The sequence below is a fragment of the Gemmata sp. genome (genome assembly GCF_051859125.1).
Taxonomy (GTDB): domain Bacteria; phylum Planctomycetota; class Planctomycetia; order Gemmatales; family Gemmataceae; genus Gemmata.
In genome coordinates, this window is record NZ_JBHYGG010000001.1 from 52,056 (window position 1) to 71,632 (window position 19,577).

Genomic DNA, 19,577 nt, shown 5'->3' on the forward strand with positions numbered 1-19,577 from the left:
CCGGTGACCATTTCTCACCCACCGCACCCTGTCTTCGTCCGGGCGGCCGCGTACACTTCGCTGTACCCTTGCGCCCGCTTCGCACCGTGGAGCCGCCCCGTGCCAGTCCTGTTTGCCGTCACGCTATTCGTCAGCGCGTCGCTGCTCTTCATGATCCAGCCGATGGTCGGCAAGATGGTGCTGCCGCTCCTCGGCGGCAGCCCGGCCGTCTGGAACGCCTGCATGGTGTTCTTCCAGGCGCTCCTGCTCCTCGGCTACCTGTACGCGCACAAGCTCAGCGACGTCCAGAGCCCCCGCAGGCAGTGGATGATCCACCTCGCGGTCCTGGCGCTGCCGCTGACGGTGTTCGGGATCGCCGCGGTGTTCTCGGCGCGGCACACGCCGATCGCGATCATGGAGGCGCTCGCCCCGTCGGACAACGTCCCGCCGATCGTGAGCGTGCTGGCGATCCTGACGGTCGCCATCGGCGTGCCGTTCTTCGTCATCTCGACCACCGCGACGCTGCTCCAGAAGTGGTTCGTCTACACCGGGCACCCGTCGGCCCGCGACCCGTACTTCCTCTACTCGGCGAGTAACTTCGGGAGCCTGATCTCGCTCCTCGGGTACCCGCTCTTGATCGAGCCGCGGATGACGATCGACGCGCAGGCGTGGGTATTCGCCGCGGGGTTCGCGCTGCTCGTCGGCCTGATCGCGTACTGCGGCCGCGCCGCCGCCAACCCGATCGCCGGGGCGGCCCTCCCGGGCGCGGCCAAGGGCGGCGCGACCGCTTCCGCCAACGCCCCCGCGAAGGACGCCACCCCCGTGGCTGCCGCCGAACCGCCGACGCTCGCCCGCAAGCTCAAGTGGGTGCTGCTCGCGTTCGTGCCCTCGACGCTCATGCTCGGCGTGACGTTCCACATGACGACCGACATCGCCAGCGTGCCGCTGCTGTGGGTCGGGCCGCTCGCACTGTACCTCATCACCTTCATCATCGCCTTCGGCCGCGTGCCGGACTGGTTCCGCATGGTGATCGGCAACCTCGCCCCGGTGATGATCCTGCTGCTGGTGTTCGTGCTGATCTCGGGCGTGGACCCGGGGTTCGGCGTGAAGATCATCCTGCACCTGCTGACGTTCTTCGCCGCGGCACTGATGTGCCACTACGAGCTGGCCCGCGACCGCCCGGCCCCGCAGTACCTGACCATGTTCTTCCTGCTCATGTCGGTCGGCGGCGTCCTCGGCGGCATCTTCAACTCGCTCCTGGCCCCGCTGGTGTTCCCGCACCCGTGGGAGTACCCGATCGCGCTCATCGTCGCGTGCCTGATGGTGCCGCCGCTGCTGGCCGAGTCGGACCCGGACGCCCCGCCCAAGACCGAGAAGAAGCGGCGCGTCGCGCTGGCCCTGGACGTCGTCATCCCCGTTCTGGTGGGCGTCGGCTTCCACTTCGTCACGAGGATCGCGTCGAAGGAGTGGTACGTGGACTCGGTCGTCGGGGCGGCCAAGAGCATCGGGCTCGCGGCGCAGACGGTCAACGTCGTCCTGCTCTACGCCGTCCCGGTCATGCTGTGCTTCTTCTTCGTCGACCGCCCGCTGCGGTTCGCGCTGTGCGTCGGCGCGATCCTGCTCCCGCTCACTATCCGCGAGTCGGAGCAGGGGCTGGTCCACTCGGAGCGGAGCTTCTTCGGCATCCTCAAGATCAGCGAGACGGACTACGGCTCGGTCCTCCGCAACCCGCGGAACAAGGACCACGTCTTCAAGCACGAGTCGGGGGAGAACGAGGGGAAGGAGATGATCGCGATGCAGGTGAAGATGCGCCAGCTTCACCACGGCACGACGCTCCACGGCACGCAGTACGCCTACTTCCCGGACGAGACCAGTCCCGACGGCTCGGTGAAACTGAGCGGCAAGCTCCGCTCGCGGCACGTCCTCGACGACTTCCAGATGATCTGGCCGGACATCACCCCGTGGCCGGCGGTCGCCACCGCGGCGACGATCCAGGCCTACGACATCCGCGAGGAGCCGCTGACGTACTACCACCAGACCGGCCCGGTCGGCGCGATGTTCGCCGAACTGTGGCGGCGGAAGGGCGGGGCGGACGCGAAGGCCCCGTTCGCGATGATCGGCCTCGGCACCGGGAGCGTGTCGTGCTACGCCCGCCCGGGGCAGAACCTCACGTACTACGAGATCGACCCCGAGGTGAAGAAGCTCGTGGCGGACACCGACAAGTACTTCACCTACGTCAAGCAGGCGAAGGACCGCGGTGCAAAGGTGGACTTCCTGATGGGCGACGCCCGCCTGAAGCTGAAGGAAGCGGCCGATCAGAAGTACGCGCTCCTGCTCGTCGACGCGTTCAGCTCCGACTCGATCCCCGTCCACCTGCTGACGGTCGAGGCGGTGAAGCTGTACGTCGACCGGCTCACCGACGACGGCATGTTCGCGCTGCACATCTCCAACCGGTGGCTCAACCTGGAGCCGGTGGTGGCGCGGATCGCGGCCGAGCTGGGGCTGACCGCCCGGGTGTGGAACGACAACGCCGAGGGCCGCCGCGGCAAGACCGCGTCGAGCTGGGTCGTGCTGGCCCGGAAGCCCGAGCACCTGGGGCAACTATACTCGCCGATCGGCGACATGGTGTTCGGGCCGCCGCAGCCGCTCGGCCAGAACGACCGGCTCCTGTTCCAGACCGCATTGGAGACTCAACTCGCTCGGGCGCTGGTCACCGAGTTCGACGAACTCAGCGAGGTCGGGGCGAGCAAGAAGACGAAGTACACCGAGATGAACGAGCTGCCGGCCGACAAGGTGAAGCCGGCGTGGGTCGAGTGGACGAAGGAGAAGCTCGCGAAGACGACCGACCCGTTCTGGAAGGAGCGGCTCGCGGCGTACCTCGCGCTGATGGAGAAGTACAGCCCGCACGTCACGTTCCAAGAGATCATGCTCGCGGAGCAGGGGCACGCCTTCCGGCGGCTGGAGACGATGGCGCAGGTGCCCGCGTGGACCGACGACTACGCCGACGTGATGGGCGTGATGACGATCCCCGAGGTGCAGCGGGTCCGCGAGTTCTTCGGACTGCCCAGCCCGCTCCGGCGGCGCGAGTAGGCCCAGAGCGGCGAGCGTGCGGGGGACTTCGGTCCCCCGCTCCGTTTCCCGGCCTGCTACAATTCGAAGATGAGCACCCCACGCCACGCGCCGGAACTGTTGGCCCCCGCCGGGGACTGGGAGGCGCTCCGCGCCGCGGTCGCCAACGGGGCCGACGCCGTTTACTTCGGCCTCTCGAACTTCAACGCGCGGGCGCGGGCCGCGAACTTCACGCTCGAAGAACTCCCGCAAGTGGTGGAGTTCCTGCACGCCCGCAACGTCCGCGGGTTCGTGACCCTCAACACGCTCATCTTTTCCGACGAACTCGCAGCCGTGGCCGCGTTCGTCACGGCCATCGCCGAAGCCGGCGTGGACGCGGTCATCGTGCAGGACCTCGGCCTCGTCACGCTCATCAGGGCGATCGCGCCGACGCTCCCGGTCCACGGTTCCACACAAATGACGCTCACCGAGCCGCGGGGCATCGCCTTTGTGCGAGACATCGGCGTCGAGCGCGTCGTGCTGGCCCGCGAACTCTCCCTGAGCGACATCCAGAAGGTGACCGCGGGGACCGACATGCCGGTCGAGGTGTTCGTCCACGGCGCGCTGTGCGTGGCGTACAGCGGCCAGTGCCTGACGAGCGAGGCGCTCGGCGGCCGCAGCGCCAACCGCGGCCAGTGCGCCCAGGCCTGCCGGCTCCCCTACGAGATGATCGTCGACGGCGCGCCACGCGACCTCGGCGACCGGGCGTACCTGCTCAGCCCGCAAGACCTCGCGGCCTTCGATCACATCAGGCCGCTCGTGGACGCGGGGGTCGTCTCCTTCAAGATCGAGGGCCGGCTCAAGGGCGGGCCGTACGTCGCGGCCGCGACGCAGACGTACCGCAAGGCTATCGACGCGGCACTGGACCAGGCCGACTTCCGCCTCCCGCGGAGCGAGGAACTCGACCTCGCGCAGACCTTCAGCCGCGGCTTCACGCCGGGGTTCCTGGAGGGGAACAACCACCAGCGCCTCGTCCGCGGGCGGTTCCCGAAGAGCCGCGGGGTGCGGGTCGGTGTGGTCGCGGAGGTCACGCGCCGCGGCGTGCGGGTCCGCCTCGCCGAGCCCGCGCTCGAACTCCTCAAGCCCGGCGACGGTGTGCTGTTCGATATCGGCAGGCCCGAAACCCAGGAACCCGGCGGCCGGGTCTGGGGCGTCCAGCCCGTGGGCGGTTCCGGTGCTGCGTCGGACCTTGTGGAGCTAACTTTCGAGACCGGCGGCCTCGACCCCGCGGCGGTCCCGGTGGGCTGCGAGGTGTACCGCACCGACGACCCGGCGCTGCGCAAGCGGCTCGAACAGAGCTATTCCCAGGACCGCACCGCCCGCCGCGTTCCGGTCGCGGCCCAGGTGACCGGCACCGTCGGGGGTCCGCTGTCGCTGGCTTTCACCGATCCCGATGGGCGTGACGCGACCGCGGCCTGGCCCGGCCCGCTCGAAGCGGCCACGAAGCGCCCGACGACCGCGGACGACCTTCGCGTGCAACTGGCCCGCCTCGGTGACACGCCGTTCGAGCTTCGCGACCTCACCGCGACGCTCCCCGATGGCGTCCTCGTTCCCCGGAGCGTGCTGAACGACCTCCGCCGACAGGCCGCGGTTGAGTTGGTCGCGCAACGTACTGCGGCGCAGCGGCACGCGACGCCCGACCCGCGGGTGCTGGAGCGGCTCCGTGCCGAGGTGACCGAACGCAACCCGCCTCGCTCGTCGCCACAACCGGCGCTCACGGTTCTGGTGCGGTCGCTGGACCAACTCGCCGCGGCGCTCGCGTGGGTGCCGCCCGACGGGCTCCCGCGCCCGGCCGCCGTGTACTGCGACTTCGAGGACTTGCGTCGTTACAAAGATGCCGTCCCACGCGCCCGAGCCGCGGGCGTCCCGGTCGGGCTCGCCCCGCTGCGCGTCCTGAAGCCCGGCGAGGACGGGTTCCAGGCGCTGGTGGCACGCGCCGAGCCGGACATCGTGCTGGTCCGCAATCTGGCGTCGATCGCGTACTTCAAGCAGGAACTCCCCGGTGCCCGGCTCGTCGGCGACTTCAGCCTGAACGTCGCGAACGAACTCACCGCGGGGGTTCTGATGCGCGCCGGCCTGGAGCGGCTGGTGCCGAGCTACGATTTGAACTGGGACCAACTCGCCTCGATGGTGCGGCGCGCGTCGCCCGACTGGTTCGAACCCGTTGTCCACCAGTTCATGCCGATGTTTCACATGGAGCACTGCGTGTTCGCGGCGTTCCTGAGCACCGGAAAGGACCACCGCGACTGCGGCCGGCCGTGCGAGGTTCACAAGGTCGAGTTGCGGGACCGCGTCGGGGCGAACTTCCCCGTGCTCCCCGACACCGGGTGCCGGAACACGGTATTCAACAGCGTCCCGCAGAGCGGGGCCGAGTACGTCGGGCGGATGCGGGAGTTGGGCCTGGCGCGGTTCCGGGTCGACCTGCTCCGGGAGACCCCCGAGCAGGTCGGCCCGCTGCTGACCCGGTACGCGAGGGTGGTCGCCGGGGCGGACGACGGCCGCGCCACGTGGCGCGAACTGCGGGCGCTGAACCAGCTCGGCGTCACCCGCGGCACGCTCCAACTCGCGTGACCGGCCGGTCACCGCGCCTTCTTCTTGGACTCGACCTCGAAGTAGTGGCCCACGTTCGCGAGGAGCAGCGCCACCATGTCGAGCTCGTTCGCGACCTCGCCGCCGAGCCACAGCCCGCCCATTTCGTCGGTGCTGCTCTCCCCGTTGAGCACCCGCTTCGGCGGGTCGTTCGGGTTCCGCGGGTTCGCCGCGGAGTTGTCGAACTTCCACACGGCCTTGAGCTTGGTCCCCTTCGGCAGGACCATCGGCTGCTTGTACAGGTAGGTGTCCTGCCAGTTGAAGTCCCAGTCGGCGATCCTGAGCAGCTTCACGTCCTTTCCGTTGGGCAACTCGGCCGTGAGCCGCACCTCCTTGCCGATTAGGTGCATGTGCGCCCACACGCTCGACACCTTCAGCGGCACCGGCAGCACGAACGTGTCGGAGCAGACGTAGTTGGGGTCGCCGGGCTTGATGTCGATGTCGAGCGCCCCGAGGAGCACGCCGAACATGTGCTTGGTCGGCTTCTCCTTGGTGAGGTACAGCCCCACCTCGGTGAGGTCGTCCTCGGGCTTGCCGGTCGGGTGGTAGTGCATCTGGAGGACCAGGTCCGCCCCCTTCTTGATGGTGATCGCGCTGCCGGGCTCGAAGAACCGCGGCGTGACCCCCGGGACGAACCCCGGCGTGAACCCGCCCGGGACGAACCCCGGGCCGCCGAAGCCGGCGTAGCCGCCGGTGGCGGGGTCGACCTTCTTGCGGGCCGCGCCGCTCCCGTCGAGCAGGCCGACGGCGTGGTGCGCCACCTTCAGGTTCCCCGGCCGCACCTCGACGCCCTTCACGTAGATCTCGGTCTTGATGTCGAGCGGGAAGACGAAGTGCATGTACACGTCCCGGCCCTCGGCCGGGACCGTGAACGCCTTGGGCATCTTCAGGACGATGTCGGGCTTGCCGAGCTGCCAGCCGTCCTTGAACGCGGGCAGTTTCGGCGCCTCCTTCGGGTCGCCCTCCGGCGCGCCGGCCGCGGCCCACGCCTTCAGCGTCGCGATCTGCGCCGCGGTCAGCGTGCGGCTGTCGAGGAACTCGCCGTGCCCGGCCTCGGGCTTCCAGGGCGGCATGGTGCGGTCGCCCGTGACGTCGGCAATGAGCTCGGCCCGCTTCTTCGCCTCGGCGTAGGTCGTGAGGGGGAACGGGCCGATCGCGCCCGGCCGGTGGCAGGTGACGCAGTTCTTGTACAGGATCGGGGCGACGTGCCGGGAAAAGGTCGGCGCGTCGGCGGCGTGAGCGCTCAGCAGCGCCACGAGTAGTGGGGTCACGGGTGCCTCGGGGTCAGGGACTATTTGTCGAACGGGATGTGGCACCCGACCGCGGCGGGCCAGGGCCGGGGGACTGCTTTCCCCGCCACTGCGGCGTCGAGCGCGGCGCGGAGGTCGTGGCTGGTCGGAACCTCGCGGCGCTTGCCGCCGGCCCTCGGGTAGCGGTCGTCGATGCGGCCGCGGTACAGAACCTCGCCGCGGGCGGACAGCACAACGGCCTCGGGGGTCACCGCGGCCCCGAGCCGCCTCGCGAGCGCCAGGTCGGAGTCGAGGACGGCCGGGCACTCGAAGCCGTACTCCCCGGCGTGCGCCCGCGCCTCCTTGGCGGAAAGGTCGGCGAGCGGGTACGCGACGGCGAACGCCACGCCCTTCCGACCGTACTCCTTGGCGATGCGTGCGACCTCGGGGGCGTAGGCGTTCGCGATCGGGCAGTCGCGGCCGATGAAGAGTACGCACGCCGCCGCGCCGGGTGCCGCGGCGGGCCAGGCGAACCTGCCCCCGTCGAGGGTCTCGCACGTGAACCCGCCCGCGGGGCGCGGGGGCGGGGCGGTTTCCGCGGACCACGCACCCGCGAACGCGGTCAGGCACGAGATCGTCACCACCGCCGCACGCATCGGTCGCCCTCCGGGTTCGCCAAGATTACCCCAATCCGGCCGCGGCAGTTTCAACCTTCTGGTGGTCCCCGGGGCACTTGCCGCCCCCCGACCGCCTGCTTAAACGATGGGGGTGACGACCCGCACGCCAGGGCGAGCGGTCCCATCCACGCCGAGGCGGTTCGGCCGTGCGGAGCCGGAGTTCCCATGATCGTCGTCAAAGACCTGACCAAGTTCTACGGCGAGTACCCGGCCGTCCGCGACGTCTCGTTCCACGTCGACAAGGGCCAGGTCGTCGGGTTCCTCGGGCCGAACGGGGCCGGCAAGTCGACCACGATGCGGATCCTCGCCGGGTTCCTCACCGCCACGTCCGGCCGGGCCACGATCGACGGCAAGGACGTGTTCTGGGACCCGATCGCGGCCCGCCGGCGGATCGGGTACATGCCCGAGAACTGCCCCATCTACGCCGACATGCGGGTGGACGAGTACCTGTGGTTCCGCGGCGGGCTCAAGGGGCTGGGCCGGAGCGAACGCAAGACCCGGGTCGGGTACGTCCTGGAGCGGTGCTGGCTCACGGACGTGCGGCGGCAGATCGTCGGCACGCTCTCGAAGGGCTACCGTCAGCGGGTCGGCCTCGCCGACGCGCTGCTCGCCGACCCGCCCGTGCTGATCCTCGACGAGCCGACCGCCGGGCTCGACCCCACGCAGATCCGCGAGACCCGCAAGCTGATCCGCGAACTCGGGGACCGGCACACGATGCTGCTCTCCACGCACATCCTCTCGGAGGTCGAGGCGACCTGCGACTCGGTGATCGTGATCTACCAGGGGCGGGTGGTCGAGGACGGGTCGCTCGCCGCGGTCCGCCAGCGGAACCGGAACCAGTCGCTCGAAGACATCTTCGTGAAGCTCACGGGCCGGGAGGGGATCTAGCCCCGCCCCCGCCCCCGGTCCCCGACACCCGTTCGCTGAAAACCCGACATGCACGCAACCACGAGCCTGTTCCGCCGCGAGTTCGCCGCCTACTTCACCGGCCCGGCCGGGTACGCGGCGATGTTCGGGTTCCTCGTGCTCACCGGGCTCCTGTTCAACTTGAACCTGAGCCTCCTGACGCACGAGGGGCCGGTCGGCGTCGAGTACCCGATGCAGGTGATGTTCGGCGGGGCCGAGTCGCCCGTGGTCGCGCTGGTCGCCGGGGTGCTGTTCTGGGGCCTGTTCCCGGCCGTCACCGGGATGCTCACGATGCGCCTCCTCGCGGAGGAGCGCGGCACCGGGAGCATCGAGCTGCTCCTGACGGCCCCGATCCGGGACTGGCAGGTGGTCGCCGCGAAGTTCGTCGCGTGCTTCGGGTTCTACCTGGTGCTGTGGCTGCCAACACTCCTCTACCTGCCCGTTCTGGCCGACCTGCGCGCCGAGTGGCGGCCCGCGTTCACCGTCTGGTCCGTCGCCATGTGCGTCGGGCTGCCGATGCTCGTCGCCGGGACGATCGCCTTTCTCCGCGACGGCCCCGGCTGGCTGGTCTACGGCGTGGGGCTCGCGGGGTTGGCGGCCGCGGGGGTCGGCGGGTACATGCACTACACGCGCGACGCGAACCACGTCCTGACGCTGACGGCCGGCATCGACCCGAACCCGGTCTGGACCTCGTACCTCGGCATCGCGCTCGCCGGCGCGATGTTCCTGGCCCTGGGCCTGTTCGTGTCGAGTCTGGTGAAGAGCCAGCTCGAAGCGTGGATGGTGTCGCTGCTCCTCGGGCTCGTCTTCGTCCTCCCGGGCCTGTTGCGGTGGGTGCTGGAGCCGGGGAGCGCGGGGTACGAGGCGATGTACTTCGTGAGCGTGCCCGAGCACTTCCGCCGGACGTTCACCCGCGGGCAACTCGACACCCGGCCGCTGGTCCTCTACGCGACCGTGACGCTGTTCTGCCTGTTCCTCACCGTCCGGAGCCTGGAGGCCCGGCGGCTCCGGTGACCGCCCGCGGCCGGCCGACCCGAACCATCACTCACCGCTTCACGACCATGGCAGACACGCGACACCAACTCACCCTGGGCATCCGGTTCCGGTTCCTCCTCCGCGTCGCGGGCGCAACGGGGGTGCTCGCCGTCGTGACGGGTGCCGCGCTCTTCGCGTCGGCGTTCCCCAGCCCGGCACAGTGGTCCGCCGACCAGTTGCGGGCCGCGGCCGGCGGGCACCACGGGGCGTTCGCGAGGGCGGCCGCGTGGACCTTCGCGGTCGGCCTGATCGCGGTCGCCGCGGCGCTCGCCGTCGAAGGCCTCGCGGGGCTCGCGTCGGTCGCGGGCCGGCGCTCGGCCGCCAGCACCTCCGCGACGGTCGGCGCGCTCGCGGCCCTGGCGCTGCTCGGCTTCGTGAATGCGTACTCGTTCACCCACCACGCGCGGTTCGACTTCACCCGGTCCCGCCAGTTCACCCTCCCGCCCGACCTGGCCGCGAGCCTGCGGGGCCTGCGGCCCGAGTCGCCGACGACCATCGTGGTGCTCCAGAAGCACCGCATCTTCGGCAGCCTCTCGGACGACCGTGACTCGTTCACCCGCGGGGCCGAGGAGAAGGTGGCCGAGAAGGTGAAGGACCTCGTGGACCTGTTCCGCGAGTTCGGCCCGCGGTTCAACGTCGAGGTGCTCGACACCGAGGCGTTCGGCTACCGCACCCGGGTGGCCGAGTTGACCGCGGCCGCACCCGAGTTGAAGGCCGCGATCGACTCCGCGCCCGAGAACAGCATCCTGTTCCACGCCAACAAGCGGGTGCAGCGGCTCGCGTTCAACGAGTTCCTGCAGCTCGACAAGACCGCCAGCGACGCCGCGAACGGCGGCCGCGGGAACCTCGTGCTGCTCCCGCAAGGGGTCGACAACTTCGCCCGCCGCGTCCTCGCGGTCCAGGAGCGGCGGCCGAAGGTCGCCGTGTGCGTCGTCCACGAGTGGCTGACGACGGCCGACACCGCGGGGCGGTCCGAGTACTCCCTCGCCGGCCTTAAGAAGTCGCTCACCGACAGCGGCTTCGAGGTCACCGACATCATCCTCAAGAAGAACTGGGAGAGCGGCCAAGAGCCCGACCCCGCGGCGTACACGATCCAGGAGAGCAAGCTGGAGCGGCTGGAGGCCGAACTCGACTCGGCCCGCGACCAGTACCGCGCCGCCCAGAACGACGTGAAGATCGTCGCGTCGCTCCGGAAGGCGTTCGACGACGTTCAGAGCGAACCGTTCCGCGAGCGCGGCGACTTCTACGTCAACCTGAGTCGCGCCGCCCAGATCCGCGGGTGGACCGAGGTGGTGCAGGCCTACCGCGCCTGGCTCGGCGAGGAGGGCCGGCCGATCAGCGAGGCGAACGAACACGAGCTGCGCCCCGTGCTGCTCGGGGGCATCACCCGGCAGGCCGCACGGGCCGAGCGAGACGCCAGGGACGCCGACAAGGCGCGGGCCGAGGCCGAGGAGCAGGTCCGGGCGGCGCACCAGGACGAGCGCACCGTTCAGGACCGCCGCATCGCCGACGTGAAGGCGAAGTTCTCGGCCCTACTCGCGGACGTTGACCTGCTCGTCATCCCGCGGCACACGGTCGTGAACGCCGTGATCGAGCGGCGGCTCCCGCCGGCGCTCCACACGCTCGGGATGGACCAACTCGCGGTCATCAAGGACTTCATGAAGGCCGGGAAGCCGGTCCTCGCCTGTCTCGGCTCGCTCTCGGTGGCGAACGGCCCGGCCCCCGACGGCACCGACGACCTCGAACGGCTCGTCGCCGAGCGCGGCATCGAGTTGGGCCGCGACACGGTCCTGTTCGACGCCGAGACCAAGGGGTTCGCGGCGATCAAGGCGGGCCGGCAACTCGGCGGCGGCCCGGCCGACATCCCGCCGCTCGTCGTGGTCGAGGCGGGGCCGGACGCGCAGACCGCCAGGCCCAACCCCGTCGGGGCGGCGCTGCGGCTCACGGGCCGCGCGGTCGACCAGAGGCTCGAACACCGCCTCGGCGCGCCGCGGCCCGTGTACCTTGCCCCGGGCTGGCAGGACCGGCTCCCGTACGCGGCCGAGTTCGTGTTCACCGCGCCCGACGCGTGGAACGAGGAGCGGCCGTTCATCCGCGGCGACGCCCGGGGCCGCCCGACGTACACGCCGCGGTATGAGCCGACGCTCGACACCGACCCGAAGTGGGGCACCCGCCAGGCCGAGCGGAAGGGGCCGTTCCCGGTCGGCGTCGCCATCGAGAGCCGCGTGCCGGCCGCGTGGTTCGACGACAGGTACGACACCGGGAGCGCCGCGGCCGGGGTGCTCCTGCCGCTCGACGGGGTGCTCGCCGCCGGGCTCACGGCCGCGGCGACGAAGCTCGAGCGGCCGACGCAGCGGCTGGTCGTGTTCGGCAGCGGGCACCTCTTCACCGGGGCGAAGCTGGAGCCGGCGCAGGAGAAGCTCCTCGTCCACTCCGTCAACTGGCTCACGGGCCGCACGGACCGGCTGCCGCGCGCCGATCAGCCGCCGTGGGAGTTCCCGCGCGTCGCGATGACGGACCGCGAGTTCCACCTGTGGCGGTATGGCACAGCGATCGGCCTCCCGCTGGTCGCCGCGTACCTCGGCCTGATGGCCACCATGCTCCGGCGGATGCGCTGACGGGTTACTTTCGGGACCGCACTGGGTGACCTGCCATGAACTGGAAATCGACCGTCGCGCTCCTGATCCTCGCGGGCGCCGCCGGGGCCTGGTTCTTCAAGGGCGACGCTTGGCTCCCGCGGCTCGGCACCGAGTCGGCGCGCCCCGGCCGGGCGTCGCCCGCCGCGCGTGCGCTCGACGCCCTCGCCCCGGACGACATCACCTCGGTCCGCGTCGCGTTCGCGTCGGGCGATCCCCTGGAGGTGCGGCGGGCCGGCGCCCGCGCGGCGTGGACGATGCCCGGGAACTGGCCGCCGCGTGTCCCGGAGGTCGAGGAGTTGGTCCGGACGCTCGGGACGCTCCGGGCGCGGTTCCACCCCGAGCCGCTCGGCGAGAATCCGGACCTGAAGCCGTACGGACTGGCGCCGGACCAGAAGCCGGTCGCCGTGACGGTCGAGTTTCAGAAGCCGGGCGCGGCCGGGACGGGTACGCTGAACCTCGTGTTCGGCGAGCCGCCGGCCACGGCCGGCGAGACCGCGTTCACCCGACCGGGGTACTTGCGCGTTGCCACTACCGACGAGAACGGCAAGGAGCACCTGGAGGTCGTGAAACTCGGGCCGGACGTGGTGCCCGTTGTGCGGCGCTCGGCCGATGCGTACCGCCGCCGGCAGTTGTTCCCGAGCACCGAGCGCGTCAAGCTCGTTACCTCGACGCCGCCAGCGAACCCGCTCGCTCCGCCCTCGGCGGACGCGCCGATCACGGTGACGCTCCCCGGCGAAGCGACCGAGAGCGTGACCGTTACGCAGACGGTGCCGGGCGTCCTCGGCTTCGACTTCTCGGCGCTCGGCACCTTCACGCTCGCGCGTTCGGGGGCGTTGCCCGAGCCCGGCGTGTCGGTGAAGGGCGGCGAGGCCGCGCTCCGGCCCGACCGCCTCGCGGACGTCTGGCGCCTCGTCTCGCCCGCCGCGGACAACGTCGAGCCGGAGCGCCTGCGGGCCGTGCTCGCCGCCGTCGCCGACCTGTGGGTCGAGGAGTTCGTTCACCCGGCCCCGGACGAGGCGAAGCTCGGCTTCGGAACCGCCCCGCGGTCGGTGACCGTGAAGCCCCGCGGCGGCGAGCCCGTGACCGTCCGGTTCGGGGCGGTCGCGAAGACGGTCGAGCGCGACGAGACCGTGACCGTCCCCGGCGGACCGCCCGGCGCGCCGCCGCGGCAGGTCACGCAGAAGGTGAAGACGGAGCACCGGTACGCCCGCGTCGATGGCAACCCGCAAGTGTTCACCGTCGCGGCCGACAAGCTGGGCGACGTCTTCGCCGCACCGGCCGGCATGGCCGATCCCCGCGTCGCTCGCTTCGATTCGGCCGAGGTGCAGCGGGTGGTCGTCACGCGGCCGGGGCAACCGCCGCTCACGCTGACCCGGAAGAAGGCCGACCCCAAGGCGGCCAGGCCCGAGGACCGCTCCGACCACTGGCTCATTGCGGCGCGGCCGAACGACCTGCCGGCCGATTCGACCGCGGTGAACGAGCTGATCGAACAGTTGTCGCGGCTCCGGGCCGACGGCCCCGACCGGCGCACCCACGGCGCCGTTCCCGAGGGCCGGTACGCGGCCACGGTGACGGCCCGCGAGGCACGGGCGGACGGCGAGCCCGACGCGCCGGAGCGGCAGTACGAGTTGCGGTTCGGCGCGCCCGACGCGCGGCGGTTGCTCCCGGTGTCGCTCGCCGGGCGGCCGGCCGTCACCCTCATCGACAACAAACTCGGCCCGGACGACCCGAGTTCCTGGATCGGGGCGCTCCTGTTCCCCGAGACGGTGGCGGGGCTGCTGGAGCGGCCGACCGTTGCGTTCCGCGACCGCAAGTTGTTCGACACGACCGGTGCCTCGCTCCTCGCGGTGGCGGTCACAAACGGCTTCACGCTGAAGCGCGACGCGCTTGGGTGGAAGCTCGTCGCGCCCGTCGCGTCCGAGGCGGACCCGGGGAAAGCGGTGCAACTCGCCCAGACCCTCACCGAGTTGCGGGCGACGGAGTACCTCGCCGAGAGCCCCACGGCCGAGCAACTCGCGGCGTTCGGGCTGGCGACGCCGACCCACACCATCGCTCTGAGTTTCGACACCGCCCGGAGCTACACGCTCGAAGTCGGCGGGCCGCGGCCCGGCAAGCCCGAGGTGTTCGCGCGGCTCGACGGCGGTGCGGTGTTCGGGCTGCCCGCGGCCGCCACAGGGCCGATCGCCACCGGCGCGATCGGCCTCCTCCCCCTCAAGGTCTGGGCGGCGGGGCCGGACCAGATCGCGTCGGTTCAGATCACGCGCCAGGGCGACTCTGCCGCGAACAGCTTCACGCTCACCCGCACGGGGGCGGAGTGGAAGCTCACCGGGCCGTTCACCGCTCCGGTTCCGCAGGAGGCCGCGCAACAACTCGTCGCGACGCTCGGAACCCTCACGGCCGAGAGGTACCAGTCGCTCGCCGCGACGAACCCGGCCGAGTTCGGCTTCGACAAGCCGCTGGTGTCGGTCAAGGTGTCGTACACCGAGAAGAAGGCCGGGGCCGCCGAAGAGGTGCCGGTGACGCACACGGTGCAGGTCGGGGGCACGACCCCGGACGGCGCGGGCCGGTACGCGCGGCTCGACGGTCCGAACGCCCCCGTGTTTGTCGTTCCCGCCGGGTTCGTTGCGGCGGCCCAGACCCCGCCCCTCGAACTCCCCAACAAGTTGCTCCTGGCGCTCGACCCCGGTCGGATCGCGAGCGTCCGCGTCGCGGCCGGCAAGCCCGAGGAGGCCGTCACGCTCACCAGGGACGCGGCCGGGAAGTGGGCCGCCGAGGGCGCGACGTTCGGGATCGACCCGGGGAGGCTGGCCGAGTTGACCGGGGCCGCCGCACGGCCGCGCGTGACCCGCCTCGCGGCGTACGGCGACGCGATCAAGTGGGCCGAGTTCGGCCTGGAGACGCCCGACACCCGCGTCACCGTGACGACCGCCGGCGAGAAGCCGGAGACGCACACGATCGCCCTCGGCAACCCGGACCCGTCCGGCGCGCGGTTCGCACGCATCGACGACACGCCGGCCGTCGCCGTGGTCCCGGCCGCGGTCGCCGAGACCCTCACCCGCAAGCGGTTCGACTACGCCGACCGCACCCTGCTGAAGTTCGACCCGACGACGCTCGTGGCCGTCACGCGGACCAGGGACAAGGAGGAACTCGAACTCGCCCCGAGCGCCGCCGCGGGGTGGGACGTCGTGAAGCCCGCGAAGCAGAAGGCCGACGCGCCGTTCGTCGACGAACTGGCCGAGGCGCTCGGGCGGCTCCGGGCCGAGCGCGTCGCGGCCTTCGGCAAGAAGGACGAGGTGTTCAAACAGTTCGGGCTGGAACCGGCCGCCGCGGTTCTCGCGCTGACCGTCGGCGACAAGGCCGAACAGAAGGTGCTCCGGATCGGGAACCCGGTGGACGCCTCGAAGCCCGACGGGGAGCGGTACGCCGCGGTCGAGTCGCCGGCCCCGGAGGCCCTCGTCGGCGTGCTCCCCGCGGCGCTCGCGAACAAGCTGCTCGCGCCGGCGCGGGCGTTCCGCGACCGCACGCTGGCGAACTTCGTGGACGCCGACCGGGTGGTCCTCGAGCGCGGCGACCGGAAGGTCACGTTCGCCAAGACCGGGGCGGTGTGGAAGGTCGTCGAGCCGGTCGCCGCCGATGCCGAGGCGGCCGCCTTGGCGGACCTGGTCACCGACCTGGGCGGGCTCCGCGCCGAGGCGTGGGTCGGCGACCGGGCCAAGGACGTGAAGCAGTTCGGCCTCGACAAGCCCGAGGCGAGCTGGACGGTATCGTTCGGCGACAGACCCGTCCTGGCGCTTCAAGTCGGGAAGCCGCAGGCCGACGGCCGCGTGCCCGTCGCGGTGGAGGGGAAGGATCTGATCGGCGTCGTGTCCCCCGCGATGGGAGCGCGCCTGCTCGCGGAGTACCGGCAGCGCCGGGTGTGGGCCGTGGACGCCGCACAGGCCGAGCGCGTCGAGGTCGCACTCGGCGACTCCCGGTTCGCGTTCGAGAAGGCCGGTCCGCTCTGGAGCGACCCCGCGAAGCCGGGCGAGGCGATCGACTTCCGGGTCGTGAACGAACTGGTCGGCACCCTCGGCGCGCTGCGGGCCGAGCGGTACGCCGCCGACAAGGACGCCGACCCGACGCTGTACGGGTTGGAGAAGCCCGAGGTCACGGTCACCGTGGTGCCGCGGGGCGCCGCGAGGGCCACCCTCGAAATCGGGGGCGCGGTCGGCGGCACCGACGGCAAGCAGCGGTACGCCCGCGTCGCCGGGCCGGGCCGCACCGTGGTGTTCGTCCTGTCGGCCGCCGACACCGCCCGGTTGACCCGCGACCGCGGTGCGTACACGATGAAGAAGTAGTGCCGCCGTTCCGCCACCCGGGGGTCGCAATGCCCGTTCTGTTTCTGACCGAGGCCGAGGTCGCGACCGTCCTCACGATGGACCTGGCCCTCGACGCGGTCGGGGCGGCGTTCCGCAAGCTCGCGCTCGACGAGGCGGTGAACGTCCCCCGGCAGCGGTGCCAGACCGACCTCGCGATGCTCCACGTCCTCCCGGCCGCGGCGAAGACGCTCGGCGTGCTCGGGTTCAAGGCGTACACCACGACCAAGGCCGGGGCCAAGTTCCACGTCACGCTCTACGACGGGAGGACCGGCGCGATGACCGCCATCGTCGAGGGCGACCTGATCGGCCAGTTCCGCACCGGCGCGGCCTCCGGCGTCGCCACGAAGAAGCTCGCGCGCCCGGGGGCCTCGACCGTCGGGTGCCTCGGCACCGGGAAACAGGCCCGCACGCAGGTGCTCGCCGTCTGCAAGGCGATCCCCGCGGCGCGCGTCGCGGTCTACGGGCGCGACCCGGCGCGGCGGGCCGAGTTCGCCGCCACACTGGCCCGCGAAACCGGGGTCGAGGTCGTGCCGGTCGAGGCCGCCGATGGCGCGGTCCGCGGGATGGACGTCGTCATCACCGCCACGGCGTCCCGCGACCCGGTCCTGCGCGGCGAGTGGGTCGAGCCGGGCCAGCACCTCAACCTGATCGGCTCGAACTTCTTGACCAAGGCCGAGGCCGACGCAGAGGTGTTCCGGAAGGCCGCCGTTGTGACGGTGGACAGCAAGGAGCAAGCGAAGATCGAAGCCGGCGACTTCGTCGCGGCCCTCAACGAGGGCGTCCTCCGCTGGTCCGACGTCCGCGAGGTCGCGGCGGTGCTCATCGGCCGCTCCCCGGGCCGCACCTCACCCGACGACGTGACCGTCTTCAAGTCGCTCGGGCTCGGCGTCGAGGACATCGCGCTCGCCGCACGGGTCGTCGATCTCGCCCGTCAGCAGGGGCTGGGCCGCGAGGTTCTGTGAGCCGATGTGCTCATTCGTGTAAGCGTGATTGGTTCCGGACGATCCGGGTACCCCACCTCCGGAACCATTTCATATGTACGGAAGAAATATCTTTTGAGCAAACTAAACCGTTGTTAGGTTGTTATTTGCAATGAATTCATGCGATACATGAGCACCGGAAAGACCGGACAAATACTCTCCGAGACGAATTTGGCTACAATTCCTGCGGAATGTGAACAGATTTATACGTAGATAGGAGTTATCGGTTGAGGTAGATCTGCGCTCTGGTGGGGCAGACATTCTTGTCTGCCTCGTGAGGCGTCTGGAGGCAGGCAAGAATGCCTGCCCCACCAGACAGAACTCAACCCAGGCGGTTCGGTATCACTCCCCCACGGCCTTGCCGTCGAGGCGCTTGTCGGCGACCCCGGTTCGCACGCCGGTCTTCGGGTCGATCGCGATGGAGTGGGCGTCGCCCTGGCGCGCCTCGACCACGGTGTGACCCATTTTCTTGAGCGCCGCGACCAGTTCGGGGTGCTGCTTCGCGCCCTCGAACCGGACCACGTCCGGGAGCCACTGGTGGTGCGTCCGCGGGGCGGCGACGGCGTCCTGAAGTGGCATGTCGAAGTCGATCACGTTGACCAGCACGCACAGGACCGTGTTCGTGATCGTCCGCCCGCCGGGGCTGCCGGTCACCAGCACCGCCTTGCCGTCCTTCAACACGACGACCGGCGTCTGCGAACTCAGCATCCGCTTGCCGGGCTCGATCCGGTTCGGCTTCGTGCCGATCTGGCCGGTCGAGGTCGTCCAGCCCGGCCGCGGGTTGAAGTCGGTCATCTCGTTGTTGAGGATGTAGCCCGCACCCGGGACGACGACGCGGTTCCCGTAGCTGTTCTCCAGCGTGTAGGTGTTGCTCACCGCCATCCCGTCCTTGTCGATCACCGAGAAGTGCGTGGTCGAGTCCGACTCCTTGTCGATGACCATGTCGGGGGCGACCGTGAGGCTCGGCGTGGCGCGCTTCGGGTCGATCAGGCCGGCGACCTTCTTCGCGTAGTCGCGGTCGCGGAACGTCGGCGGGATCTTCACGAAGTCCGGGTCGCCGAGGGAGCGGGCGCGGTCGGCGTAGGTGAACTTCATCGCCTCGATGATGACGTGGTTCGCCTCGGGGCTCCAGCGGCCGAGCTTCTTGAGGTCGTAGGTCTCCAGGACGCCGAACATCTGCGCCAGGCACAGGCCGCCGGCGCTCGGGGGCGGCGGGCCGTACACGTCGAACCCGCGGTAGGTGGTGCGGACCGGCTCGCGGTCGTGGGCCTTGTACGTCGCGAGGTCGGCCTTCGTGATGAGCCCGCCGTTGGCCTTCATCTCTTTCACCAGCAGGTCGGCCGGGTCGCCGGTGTAGAAGGCGTCCGGCCCCTTCTCGGCGATCGCGCGGAGCGTCTTCGCGAGGTCCGGGAGCGCCAGCTTCTCGCCCGCGGTCCACTCCTCCTTGTTCGGCTTCCCGTACACGCGGCGGAACTCGGCGTTCGTCGTCTTCGCGTCGGCGAGCACGTTGTTGAGCCCGCGGGCGAGGACCGCGTTCACGGCGAAGCCGTCCTCGGCGAGCTTCGCGGCCGGCAGCACGAGGTCGGCCCACGGGAGCTTGCCGTACTTCTGGTGCGCGAGCGCGAGGCCGCGGACCGTGCCCGGAACGCCGGCGGCCTTGTGGTCGAGCGGCGTGACGGTGCCGTCCGCGAACAGGTCGACCTTCGCGGCCCCGGGCGCGGTCTCGCGGTATTCGATGCAGCGAACGTCCTTGCCGGGCGGGGCGACCATCATGAACCCGCCGCCGCCGATGTTCCCGGCCTCGGGCCACGTCACCGCCATCGCGAACGCGACCGCGACCGCGGCGTCGACCGCGTTGCCGCCCTTCTTCAGGACCGCGAGCCCGACGTCGGCCGCCGGCGGCGACACGCACACCACGACCCCGCCCTTCGACTCCACCGCCTCCGCCTTCGGCGGCTGCGCGGCGGAGGGCAGGGCGAGGGAGGTCACCGTCAGGGCGAGGAGCAGGTGTCGCATGTGCGGGCCCTTCAGAGTAGGTCACTCGCTCCGCGAATGACACCGAACGCGGTCACGAGTT

10 protein-coding genes are annotated in these 19,577 nt (G+C 70.9%); 7 read left to right on the forward strand and 3 right to left on the reverse strand.

The window, feature by feature from the left end:
• Positions 1-99 precede the first annotated feature (99 nt).
• Both ACTIGN_RS00165 and ACTIGN_RS00170 read left to right on the forward strand, forming a co-directional pair.
• A complete protein-coding gene (locus ACTIGN_RS00165) occupies positions 100-3,069 on the forward strand; it encodes a spermidine synthase (RefSeq protein WP_439620279.1) in 2,970 nt (989 codons plus the stop codon).
• A 69-nt stretch (positions 3,070-3,138) separates the two neighbouring features.
• Positions 3,139-5,658, forward strand: a complete 2,520-nt coding sequence (locus tag ACTIGN_RS00170) for a DUF3656 domain-containing U32 family peptidase (protein WP_439620281.1) — start codon at positions 3,139-3,141, stop codon at positions 5,656-5,658.
• 8 nt (positions 5,659-5,666) lie between these two features.
• Here the strand turns inward: ACTIGN_RS00170 and ACTIGN_RS00175 are convergent, their stop codons facing one another.
• On the reverse strand, positions 5,667-6,947 hold the full coding sequence (locus tag ACTIGN_RS00175; RefSeq protein WP_439620283.1) for a c-type cytochrome: 1,281 nt from the start codon (positions 6,945-6,947) through the stop codon (positions 5,667-5,669).
• Positions 6,948-6,967: 20 nt separating this feature from the next.
• The gene (locus ACTIGN_RS00180) at positions 6,968-7,561 is read right to left on the reverse strand and encodes a redoxin family protein (protein WP_439620285.1); all 594 of its coding nucleotides are present in this window, start codon (positions 7,559-7,561) and stop codon (positions 6,968-6,970) included.
• Positions 7,562-7,747: 186 nt separating this feature from the next.
• Here ACTIGN_RS00180 and ACTIGN_RS00185 point away from each other — a divergent pair, with 186 nt between their 5' ends.
• The 5 genes from ACTIGN_RS00185 to ACTIGN_RS00205 are packed head-to-tail and all read left to right on the forward strand — an operon-like array spanning position 7,748 to position 17,482.
• A complete protein-coding gene (locus tag ACTIGN_RS00185; RefSeq protein ID WP_439620287.1) occupies positions 7,748-8,470 on the forward strand; it encodes an ABC transporter ATP-binding protein in 723 nt (240 codons plus the stop codon).
• Between the two features lie 48 nt (positions 8,471-8,518).
• Complete coding sequence (locus tag ACTIGN_RS00190) at positions 8,519-9,502, forward strand: ABC transporter permease (RefSeq protein WP_439620289.1); 984 nt, start codon at positions 8,519-8,521, stop codon at positions 9,500-9,502.
• A gap of 47 nt (positions 9,503-9,549) precedes the next feature.
• The gene (locus tag ACTIGN_RS00195; RefSeq protein ID WP_439620290.1) at positions 9,550-12,141 is read left to right on the forward strand and encodes a hypothetical protein; all 2,592 of its coding nucleotides are present in this window, start codon (positions 9,550-9,552) and stop codon (positions 12,139-12,141) included.
• A gap of 35 nt (positions 12,142-12,176) precedes the next feature.
• Complete coding sequence (locus tag ACTIGN_RS00200; protein ID WP_439620292.1) at positions 12,177-16,499, forward strand: DUF4340 domain-containing protein; 4,323 nt, start codon at positions 12,177-12,179, stop codon at positions 16,497-16,499.
• Between the two features lie 29 nt (positions 16,500-16,528).
• Entirely contained in the window at positions 16,529-17,482 is a 954-nt protein-coding gene (locus tag ACTIGN_RS00205) for an ornithine cyclodeaminase family protein (protein WP_439620294.1), read from the forward strand.
• A 360-nt stretch (positions 17,483-17,842) separates the two neighbouring features.
• Here ACTIGN_RS00205 and ggt read toward each other — a convergent pair whose 3' ends face one another.
• Complete coding sequence (gene ggt, locus ACTIGN_RS00210; protein WP_439620295.1) at positions 17,843-19,516, reverse strand: gamma-glutamyltransferase; 1,674 nt, start codon at positions 19,514-19,516, stop codon at positions 17,843-17,845.
• Positions 19,517-19,577 lie beyond the last annotated feature (61 nt).

Coding starts and splice junctions, on each gene's coding strand:
- ACTIGN_RS00170 (WP_439620281.1), top strand. CDS start 3,139: ATGAGCACCCCACGCCACGCGCCGGAACTGTTGGCCCCCGCCGGGGAC.
- ACTIGN_RS00180 (WP_439620285.1), bottom strand. CDS start 7,561: ATGCGTGCGGCGGTGGTGACGATCTCGTGCCTGACCGCGTTCGCGGGT.
- ACTIGN_RS00185 (WP_439620287.1), top strand. CDS start 7,748: ATGATCGTCGTCAAAGACCTGACCAAGTTCTACGGCGAGTACCCGGCC.
- ACTIGN_RS00190 (WP_439620289.1), top strand. CDS start 8,519: ATGCACGCAACCACGAGCCTGTTCCGCCGCGAGTTCGCCGCCTACTTC.
- ACTIGN_RS00195 (WP_439620290.1), top strand. CDS start 9,550: ATGGCAGACACGCGACACCAACTCACCCTGGGCATCCGGTTCCGGTTC.
- ACTIGN_RS00200 (WP_439620292.1), top strand. CDS start 12,177: ATGAACTGGAAATCGACCGTCGCGCTCCTGATCCTCGCGGGCGCCGCC.
- ACTIGN_RS00205 (WP_439620294.1), top strand. CDS start 16,529: ATGCCCGTTCTGTTTCTGACCGAGGCCGAGGTCGCGACCGTCCTCACG.
- ggt (WP_439620295.1), bottom strand. CDS start 19,516: ATGCGACACCTGCTCCTCGCCCTGACGGTGACCTCCCTCGCCCTGCCC.